Source organism: Okeania sp. SIO2B3 (genome assembly GCF_010672525.1).
In the GTDB taxonomy this organism is placed as follows: Bacteria; Cyanobacteriota; Cyanobacteriia; order Cyanobacteriales; family Microcoleaceae; genus Okeania.
Genome location: NZ_JAAHGH010000177.1, coordinates 1 through 8,485, shown reverse-complemented (window position 1 = coordinate 8,485; position 8,485 = coordinate 1). Strand labels below are relative to the sequence as shown.

9 protein-coding genes and 1 pseudogene are annotated in these 8,485 nt (G+C 39.3%); 3 read left to right on the top strand and 7 right to left on the bottom strand.

From position 1 onward, the window contains the following. Positions 1-525 precede the first annotated feature (525 nt). From gatC to F6K15_RS36730, 4 genes are all read right to left on the bottom strand, one after another. The gene (gene gatC / locus F6K15_RS36745; RefSeq protein ID WP_293070904.1) at positions 526-816 is read right to left on the bottom strand and encodes an Asp-tRNA(Asn)/Glu-tRNA(Gln) amidotransferase subunit GatC; all 291 of its coding nucleotides are present in this window, start codon (positions 814-816) and stop codon (positions 526-528) included. A gap of 182 nt (positions 817-998) precedes the next feature. Further along, a complete protein-coding gene (locus tag F6K15_RS36740; protein ID WP_293070902.1) occupies positions 999-1,520 on the bottom strand; it encodes a photosystem I assembly protein Ycf3 in 522 nt (173 codons plus the stop codon). Between the two features lie 418 nt (positions 1,521-1,938). Beyond that, positions 1,939-2,661, bottom strand: coding sequence for a nuclease-related domain-containing protein (locus tag F6K15_RS36735; RefSeq protein WP_293070900.1), 723 nt, complete (start codon positions 2,659-2,661; stop codon positions 1,939-1,941). A 276-nt stretch (positions 2,662-2,937) separates the two neighbouring features. After that, on the bottom strand, positions 2,938-3,555 hold the full coding sequence (locus tag F6K15_RS36730; RefSeq protein ID WP_293070898.1) for a DNA-3-methyladenine glycosylase: 618 nt from the start codon (positions 3,553-3,555) through the stop codon (positions 2,938-2,940). Positions 3,556-3,573: 18 nt separating this feature from the next. Here F6K15_RS36730 and F6K15_RS36725 point away from each other — a divergent pair, with 18 nt between their 5' ends. Continuing rightward, complete coding sequence (locus F6K15_RS36725) at positions 3,574-3,696, top strand: hypothetical protein (protein ID WP_293070896.1); 123 nt, start codon at positions 3,574-3,576, stop codon at positions 3,694-3,696. A gap of 278 nt (positions 3,697-3,974) precedes the next feature. Here the strand turns inward: F6K15_RS36725 and F6K15_RS36720 are convergent, their stop codons facing one another. The 3 genes from F6K15_RS36720 to F6K15_RS36710 form a co-directional block, all read right to left on the bottom strand. Continuing rightward, positions 3,975-4,340 carry a hypothetical protein gene (locus F6K15_RS36720; RefSeq protein ID WP_293070895.1) on the bottom strand — a complete coding sequence of 122 codons (366 nt, stop codon included), beginning with the start codon at positions 4,338-4,340 and terminating at the stop codon, positions 3,975-3,977. Position 4,341: 1 nt separating this feature from the next. Further along, positions 4,342-4,533 carry a hypothetical protein gene (locus F6K15_RS36715; RefSeq protein ID WP_293070894.1) on the bottom strand — a complete coding sequence of 64 codons (192 nt, stop codon included), beginning with the start codon at positions 4,531-4,533 and terminating at the stop codon, positions 4,342-4,344. 267 nt (positions 4,534-4,800) lie between these two features. Further along, positions 4,801-5,139: a DUF433 domain-containing protein gene (locus F6K15_RS36710; protein WP_293070892.1), complete on the bottom strand. Its 339-nt coding sequence runs from the start codon at positions 5,137-5,139 to the stop codon at positions 4,801-4,803. A 250-nt stretch (positions 5,140-5,389) separates the two neighbouring features. On the opposite strand from F6K15_RS36710, the gene selD reads away from it, so the two are divergent. Together selD and F6K15_RS36700 are read left to right on the top strand one after the other, a co-directional pair. After that, on the top strand, positions 5,390-7,732 hold the full coding sequence (selD, locus tag F6K15_RS36705) for a selenide, water dikinase SelD (protein WP_293070890.1): 2,343 nt from the start codon (positions 5,390-5,392) through the stop codon (positions 7,730-7,732). A gap of 365 nt (positions 7,733-8,097) precedes the next feature. Further along, a pseudogene (locus tag F6K15_RS36700) lies at positions 8,098-8,485 on the top strand (low-complexity protein); the annotation flags it as partial.

Here is an 8,485-nt window from a genome sequence, read left to right as displayed (position 1 = left end):
GATTCCGTGGTTAATCCACCGCAAATGGGATGAATCCACATTTGCTTAAAGCCTGTCAACAGACTTCTAAACTCCTCGACATAGACCGAAATCTAGCTGTGAGTCTACTTTTTTTAGCTTTCACGAGTGGTTTTACTCAATATGTTGGAGCAATCTTCTCGCTGCTCTAGCTGCCTGCTTGCTTTTCCTACGGAATGCTACGCAAACAGCCGTCGTAAGAAATTAATTCCCCGTCTCCTGTCCGCCGGAATTTCACCGCAAAGCGCGGTCTTGTCATGGCGACAAACCTTGTTCCTTATTCCGCTAGTATACCAGACTTTTACGCCGCTTTATTACCCGCGCGTCGTTATTCAACCAGGGGATAAATCACCCTGGCTAACTTCGGACCGCCATTTTTTATGTTTTCAAATTGATGAACCACATCGCCATAACTAAAACCCTATAGGGACGTTGCATGCAACGTCCCTACTGTGGTCTACTGAAATGAAAACCGCTGTAAATCTAAAAACCCTGATCGTTAAACTATTACTCTTCACTCATAATCTTAGGAACTTTAAAAAAGTCTCCATCTTGCTCTGGAGCGCAAGAGAGAATTTCTTCTCTATTTGGAAACTTTTCCAAATCATCATCACGAGTGATATTACTAACATCAATTGCCCTAGTAGTAGGAGGTACTTTCTCTGTATCTAATTCACTCAACTGCTCAAAATAATCCAAAATACTACTTAACTGAGTCGTAAATTTTTCTTCTTCTTCTGGGTTAAGTTTTAATCTAGCTAAATGTGCAACTTTACGGACTTGTTCGCTATCAATCATTAGACATCTCCAAAAAAGAATAGACTTTTTGCAAAAGTAGGCAACAGGCAACAGGCAACAGGCAACAGGCAACAGGGAAGAAAATTTCTGGAAAAAGACACAACAAATGATCTATATGTGTAATTTCCGGAGATTTCTATTAGTAATTTTTCCTCTTTTCAAAACTCTAAAATTAACTACATTTAGAAAAATACATCTTTAGTTGAACGCCCAGTAACTTTCAACCAATTTTGAGCTTCAATATAATTATTAGGAGCTAAACTTATTGCTTGTTTCCAATATTCTGCCGCCTGATCAAACCAACCATCTGCTTCTTCTGACGAACCTTTTTCTTTCGCCTGTTCTCCTCTGTAGTGAAAAATTACAGCAATATTATTTAAAGCTTGAGGCATTCTCGGATTATTTTCTAAAGCTTGGTGATAGTATTCTATTGCTTGATCGTGTTCACCATTACTAGCATGAATTAAACCTATATTATAAAAAATATAACTCCGGTCATTAGGGTCCTCTTCTAATTTCAAAGCTTCATAATAATTGTCTAATGCCTCAGCATATTCACCATCACCCTGTGCAGACATTCCATCACGATAATAAGCAAAAGCCTCTTTAGCTTGATTATTTGTTGGTAGTAGCTTCAAAATCAAATCTGCCATGACCGTAAATGATTTGTCAATGAAGTTATCATTTCGTTGAGTTCTGGGCATATTACAACTCTATATTAATTATTGAGTACATAATATAGAGTAGAGCAATTCTGGGTAAGTTGCATATACTTTGTTCACAAAAGTTATCGGCCAAAAATATTATACCAAGCGTGATAAGTGTTTGCTACATTTTCTTGAGTAAGGGAGTAGAGGAATAAGTGAACTGTTCTTTTTATTCTGTAGCAGAGTAGAATAATTTGCAGCAGTTTTTCTTATACCAAATTGATAAATTTTGCTACAAATAGCTAGGATATTTCTTAGGAGTCAGTAGTCAGAAGTCAAGAGTCAGAATGAATAACTTTAATAGCAGTTTTTAGGTATTAATTTATCTTTTTAGTCCAAGAGCCATCTCCTATAAAGTATTTTAATTACCCAAATTATTTGTAAAATTATTTTTTCAAATTGGTATTATTCTGAATTATTGTTCAGAAGGTTTTCGTAAAATAGGCTTTGGTTTTGCAGAAGGTTTAGGGATATCTGAAATATCGCAATTTTCAACTAATTTACTAATGATTAAAACTTGTTCATTGGTTAAACATTTAGGATATTGCTGTAACATCTGTGTTAGTTCTTGAAAACCTTGCAATACAGGCACAGAACAATTAGTTGTGCCAATCCATTTTGCCACAGGAAAAACAACAGGAGCAAATATAAAATTTTCAGGGAAATCAGAAACTTGAGGAATAATCCAATTTTCAAACATTTTTTTGTGATACATACTTTGAGAAGTAGGGCTATTTTCTAAGGGAACCCACTTTCCTCCTTCTCGTCTTTTCCATTTATCTTGATTAGCAGAAAATGAACCTTTCCAAGTTTTTACTTCTACTAAAAAAGCACCTGCATTGCCAATAATTAAAAGATCAATTTCTGTAAGGTTTCTAGATTTTGTGGGAATTAAAGCATTTTTAAACATTACCCAATTATCAGGTAGTGACATGAGTAATAATGATAAAAAAGTCTCGCCTAAGTTGCCTTTTATTTGGTTTCTAAATTGTTTAAACTGAAAAAAACCAGCGCCAATTTCTCCAAAGAAACCACCCCCTAAATCTTGTTTCACTTCTTGTCTATTGTCATAAATTTTTTCCTGAATTTTTGCTTGAAAAGCTTGTTGTAGTGATGGAGATTGTTTTAAAATTCTCATGATTTTTTATTTATGGCTTGCTGATTAAATCTAAAAGCATTGACATATAAAAACAAGTGCCTTTTTGAGGTAGAAAAAAGTACCTGTTTTTCAGTCTAAAACGCTCAAAAAGTTAGTATTTTAGGCTCATAGTTGGGCAGAAAAATCCCAAATTGACAATTCTTACTCCTACCTCCTCCCTCATTCCCATTTCTCCCCTCCTGGGAGGGGTTGTCTCCTGTCTTCCCCTCCTGGGAGGGGCTAGGGGTGGGTTGTCTCCTGTCTCCTGACTCCTAATTAAGTTTTAGACACAGCATCACAGTTAGCCAAATACCACCGCCACGGTAATTCAGTGCCTTTCGTAATGCCAATACGAGTTGTTTGTACTATTTGCAAATCTTTCTGAAATTGACTTGTAGGATGTTCCAACCACATAGGTCCTCCTACTCCCAGAGGTGAACCATTCAAACTAAGGTCAATATCAAGTAAACGACAAAGCTTACCTGGGCCAGCAGCAAGACGAGAAATTTTAGGTTTTGATTTTTGTTTTGGGATATATTCCCATAACCAATCTGGGACAGACTCCAATTGTAAAGCTCTAATTAAGACAACACTAGGAACCCCATCTGCATCTGTCACAATATTTAAACAGTGGTACATTCCGTAAATGAAATAAACGTAGCTCATTCCTGGAGGGCCAAACATCACAGCATTTCGTGGAGTACGACTGCGATAAGCGTGACAAGCAGGGTCTCCTGGTGCATAAGCTTCGGTTTCTACGATGGTGCTACGGATAATTTTGTCATTGGACATCTGTCGCACTAAAGTACAGCCTAGTAAATCTGGGGCAACTTCGGGAGATGGGCGTTCTAGCCAAGTATTGTCTATAATTTCATTTGTTTGAGTTAAATTCATATAAAGGAGCTTGTCATTATGGATATCAAATTAATTTTAATTGGATTAACTGTGCTGTTTAGCATTGGTTGTCTATTCTTTGGCACTAAAAATGGATTTTATGATACTGATGATTATCATGGAAATGGTTGTGCCCACTAAATAGGCGATCGCGGTAGCGAAGTCAGAAGTCAGAAGTTAGAAGTCAGAAGTTAGAAGTTAGAAGTCAACCCACCCCTGCCCCTCCCAAGAGGGGAAGTAGGGGATGCGTGAGCAACTCTCCAAAAATATTTCGCTTTAAAAGGCGGGGTTGCGCGACCCATATTATTTTGATAATGCGACCTATCGTTCAAATCTTTTACTTTTTCGATTTTTGATAATTTATTTCTTGGGCAGAATATTGGTCTGTCCAAGGATTTGTTTTGTATTATAAACAACAATCAAATCAGCGGAATATAAGTAATTTGGTCTCGATATTCATCCTCAAAAGATGCACCTGCAATAGCTATTAAATCTTCAATAACCCGACCGATATTCGCCGACGGACGTAATACTAAAATCCCCGGTACATGACCACTTTCAGCTAAAAGTTCGGCAAGATGAACTGGCATAGAACTACGGTTGTTAGTGACAAGATTGACATCCTCCCGACGCTGCTCTACGAGACAGCGCGGGATTCCTAACCATCGCTGATTAGGTCTTTCTGCTTCAATGCACCAGCCTCCAAGGTCGAGCCTCTTTTTGGTCTTACGGTCGCTCCACAGACTGACACTGCTAGCCCAGCAGCCAAGTTTTAAGTCTAACATACTATTTACAAAACCTCAAAATTGATTGGTTTTCATCCCGACGCTCCCCTTCGGGAGAGCGCGGGTCTTCAACCAACGTTGAGATAAAACCGTTATTCTGAATCCAACGCAAGATTTCAGGGTCTTTTGTACCCTTAGGTGGCACGTTTTCATCCCCAATTGCCACAACAACTAAATCCGGTTGCCACTCCAAAAGTTGTTCTTTATATAGAACCCATTTGGTATCTTTTAGTTCTCTCCAGAAAATAGGGAGTAGGGAGTAGGGAGTAGGGAGTAGGGTGGAAATAATTGATGATTTCTCTACAATAATTGATTTTATTTTTGATGATTGGAAATGTCTTTCTCCGAAAAGATATATGTTTAAGTTAAGTAATAGGAGCGACCGCCTAAATTTTTAGAGATGCCACTCAGGGGTTCTATAGAGGGGGCAAATTTTCATCAAGCAAATATTTAATTGCCATTATTTAGACACTTCCTCTGCTTGAGTTAGACGTTCCAACTTCCACTTCAGTACCTTTGCCACAAAAGGTGGAGGATGACGGTCAAATTCAGCTTGAGCTTTATTCGTATAGTCCAACCAATTTTCTAAATATTGTCCTACTGTTTCGCGATCGCGCAAATAATACAAAATTGTTGCATAAACTTGCTCCAAGCTAACAGTATGAAATAGTTCGGCAATTTCTTCTGCCGTCTTACTGTCAATAACGTATTCGTAAAAAATATGCTCGATACCGATACGCGTTCCTTTAACTCGAATATCCTCCGGTGTCAGAAACTCAAAATAATCTTTTAATTGCATTTGTTACTCCTTGCCTAAATTTGAACAAAACCCAACAACTATTTGCCATAATAGCATAAGGATGATCGTTACACTTTCAATGCGATCACAATTATTATTTATTTAATACTGTTTTCTCTTCTTGACTGTTCCCTGTTCCCTTCTAAGTAAGACTCTGTTTCCGCATTTCAAATGAAAAGGCTATAATAATATTAATATTAAAATGTAACTACCTTTGTGTGAATTTGGTTCAATAATAATGAAATTATCTATGCCAGTAGAAACAGACCTAGTGCTAATAGGGGGAGGTCATAGCCACGCGATCGCTATTAAAGATTTTGCGATGAACCCCATGTCAGGAGTAAGATTAACCCTAATTACAGATGTATATCATACTCCCTATTCTGGGATGTTGCCTGGATATGTGGCAGGTTTATATACTTTCGATCAATGTCATATTGACTTGCGTCCCCTCGCTAAATTTGCCGGAGCTAGGATATTTGTAGACCGCGCCATTGGTTTAGACTTGGAAAGAAATCAGGTGATTTGTGCTAACCGTCCACCTGTTGCTTTTGATGTACTATCCATTGATATTGGCAGTACTCCCGCTAGCTTAACTGTACCGGGGGCAAGAGAATATACTATTCCTGTCAAACCCATATCAAAATTTCTCACCTACTGGCATGAGATAACCACAACAGTTGCTCAGTCACCAGAACAAAAAATCTGTATCGGAATAGTTGGAGGTGGTGTCGGGGGTGTGGAGTTAGCATTTGCAGTGCAAAGTCATCTGCATCAAATTTATCAGGATGCTAGACAACCGACTAATAATTTGGAGTTGCATCTGTTTCATCGCACTACAAGACTATTACCCGGACGCCATCGTTGGGTGGGAAAGCAAGTTGAGAAAATTCTGAAAAGTCGCGGTGTGGTATTGCATTTAGAAGAAAATGTTACTGGGGTGAAAAGTAAGGATAGGCAAGATATTGATTTTGCCTCGGATGCACCGATGAATGAGCGGAAAATTCCAGACTTTGCACCCAAAATTATTGAGTGTAATTCGGGATTACAAATAGAATGCGATATTCTGTTCTGGGTAACTCAAGCATCTGCTGCACCTTGGTTACAAACAGCGGGGTTAGCAACAGACGCCAGTGGCTTTATTTTAGTCAATGACAAACTACAGTCAATTTCTCACCCACAAGTTTTTGCTGCGGGAGATGTGGCAACAATGGTTAACCATTCACGACCAAAAGCTGGTGTTTTTGCAGTACGACAAGGAAAACCCTTATTGGAAAATTTGCAACGCGCTCTCCAGAAAAAACCTCTAAAGTCGTTTATACCTCAGAAAAAATTCCTGATTTTAATTGGCACTGGAGACCAAAGAGCGATCGCTTCTCGTGGCAAAATGGGATTTGGTCCTGAATCTTTACTCTGGCGTTGGAAAGACCGTATTGACCGGAAATTTATGGATAAGTTTACCAACCTGAAGATGGAAGGTAGAAGTTATCCCTCCTCTGGGAAAGGGAAGAGTAGAAAGAGGAAAGATTCCCAAATTATGCACTGTGCTGGTTGTGGAGCAAAAGTAGGAAGTAAGGTTTTGGAGAAGGTGCTGCACCATATTCAACAGCAAACACACAGGGATGATATTTTGATTGGTATAAATACTTTTGATGATGCTGCAGTAGTTAGGGTGCCAGAAGATAAGGTGATGGTGCAGACTATTGATTATTTTCCGGCATTGGTGGATGACCCCTATTTATTGGGAAAGATAGCGACTAATCATTGTTTGAGCGATTTATTTGCCATGGGAGCAACACCTCAAAGTGCTTTAGCGATCGCTACTATTCCTTATGCGTCATCCACTCAACAAGAGGATGATTTATATCAATTGTTATTGGGAGCAACGGAAATTCTTAATCAAGCAGGTGCTGTTTTGATGGGGGGTCATACAACTGAGGGAGCAGAATTAGCTTTTGGTCTTACCTGCAATGGTTTAGCATTTTCGGAGAAACTATTGTACAACAGTGGGATGCAGTCGGGAGATGTGTTGATATTGACGAAACCGTTGGGGACGGGGGTGTTATTTGCTGCTGATATGCGTTTGCGAGCAAAGGGTCGTTGGATTGAAAGTGCGATAAAATCAATGTTGGTTTCAAATCAGAATGCTGCTAAATTGTTATTGGAATATGGTGCGACTGCTTGTACGGATGTAACGGGATTTGGATTAGTCGGACATTTGCTGGAAATGGTGAAAGCTTCTCAAGTTGCTGTGGAATTGGAAATGGAGGCAATTTCTGTGTTGCCAGGAGTGGTAGAAATTTTGCAGCAAGGTATTTTTAGTTCGCTGTATCCGGAAAATCTGCGGATGTCTGCATCTATTCAAAATTCGGAGCAGGTAAGTACTCATGTTCTTTATCCATTGTTGTTTGACCCACAGACTTCTGGTGGGTTGCTTGCTACTGTACCTGCGGAGTCAGCGAGTGCTTGTTTGCAGGCCCTGCAGCAGGAATATTCTGAAAGTAGAATTATTGGTAGAGTGTTAACGAAGTCAGAAGTCAGTAGGGGCGAATGGCATTCGCCCTATGAAGTTATTTTTGTAAGGGGGACTTAAGCACCGCTCCAAAAATATTGCGCCTTAAAAGGCGGGTTGCGCGACCCATGTTATTTTGATAATTTTGGATACGGGAGTGCTACCAATTAAGACAGGAATTACGCAAATTGACTGTTAAACCACCATCTGTAGGGGCGTTTGCGGAGCATGACCTTAGGAAATGGCATTCGCCCTATATTGTAGTGGCATTAGCAGCAGCTTTGCGTTAGTAAATGGTCATTCGCCCTTACCCATTTAGTGAAATAAACTCATCGCGGGCAAGATGCCCGCACTACAAACAATAAGTAAAAACTGTTAACTCTAATGGAGAAGTTGAACAAACAGCAATATCTCAGAATATTCAGGAGTGGGCAAAAATAATTTTGTTGGATGAAAATAAACACAAACAGGTATTATTTATTCAAGCGGGACCGGGAAGGGGAAAAAGTGTTTTTTGCCGGATGTTTGCTGACTGGGTGCGCCGGGAATTACATCCTATATATACACCTATTTTAATTCGGTTGCGGGATGTGAGAAATTTTGCTGCAAATATTGATGAAACTTTAGCTGATGCAGTGGGTAGAGATTTTGTTAAGACTGATAGTGGTTGGTTGACAGACCACAATACTCGATTTCTGTTTTTGCTCGATGGGTTTGATGAATTGTTGTTGGAGCGCGGTGCAAGTAATGAGTTGAAAGTATTTTTAGACCAGGTGGCACAGTTTCAGAAACAGGCAGCAGAAAATAACGAGCGCGGTCATCGGGTTTTAATTA

What these genes read in the sequence shown, in the direction of transcription:
- selD (WP_293070890.1), top strand. Translation starts at nt 5,390, where the DNA reads ATGCCAGTAGAAACAGACCTAGTGCTAATAGGGGGAGGTCATAGCCAC.
- F6K15_RS36710 (WP_293070892.1), bottom strand. Translation starts at nt 5,139, where the DNA reads ATGCAATTAAAAGATTATTTTGAGTTTCTGACACCGGAGGATATTCGA.
- F6K15_RS36740 (WP_293070902.1), bottom strand. Translation starts at nt 1,520, where the DNA reads ATGCCCAGAACTCAACGAAATGATAACTTCATTGACAAATCATTTACG.
- gatC (WP_293070904.1), bottom strand. Translation starts at nt 816, where the DNA reads ATGATTGATAGCGAACAAGTCCGTAAAGTTGCACATTTAGCTAGATTA.
- F6K15_RS36720 (WP_293070895.1), bottom strand. Translation starts at nt 4,340, where the DNA reads ATGTTAGACTTAAAACTTGGCTGCTGGGCTAGCAGTGTCAGTCTGTGG.
- F6K15_RS36730 (WP_293070898.1), bottom strand. Translation starts at nt 3,555, where the DNA reads ATGAATTTAACTCAAACAAATGAAATTATAGACAATACTTGGCTAGAA.
- F6K15_RS36735 (WP_293070900.1), bottom strand. Translation starts at nt 2,661, where the DNA reads ATGAGAATTTTAAAACAATCTCCATCACTACAACAAGCTTTTCAAGCA.
- F6K15_RS36725 (WP_293070896.1), top strand. Translation starts at nt 3,574, where the DNA reads ATGGATATCAAATTAATTTTAATTGGATTAACTGTGCTGTTTAGCATT.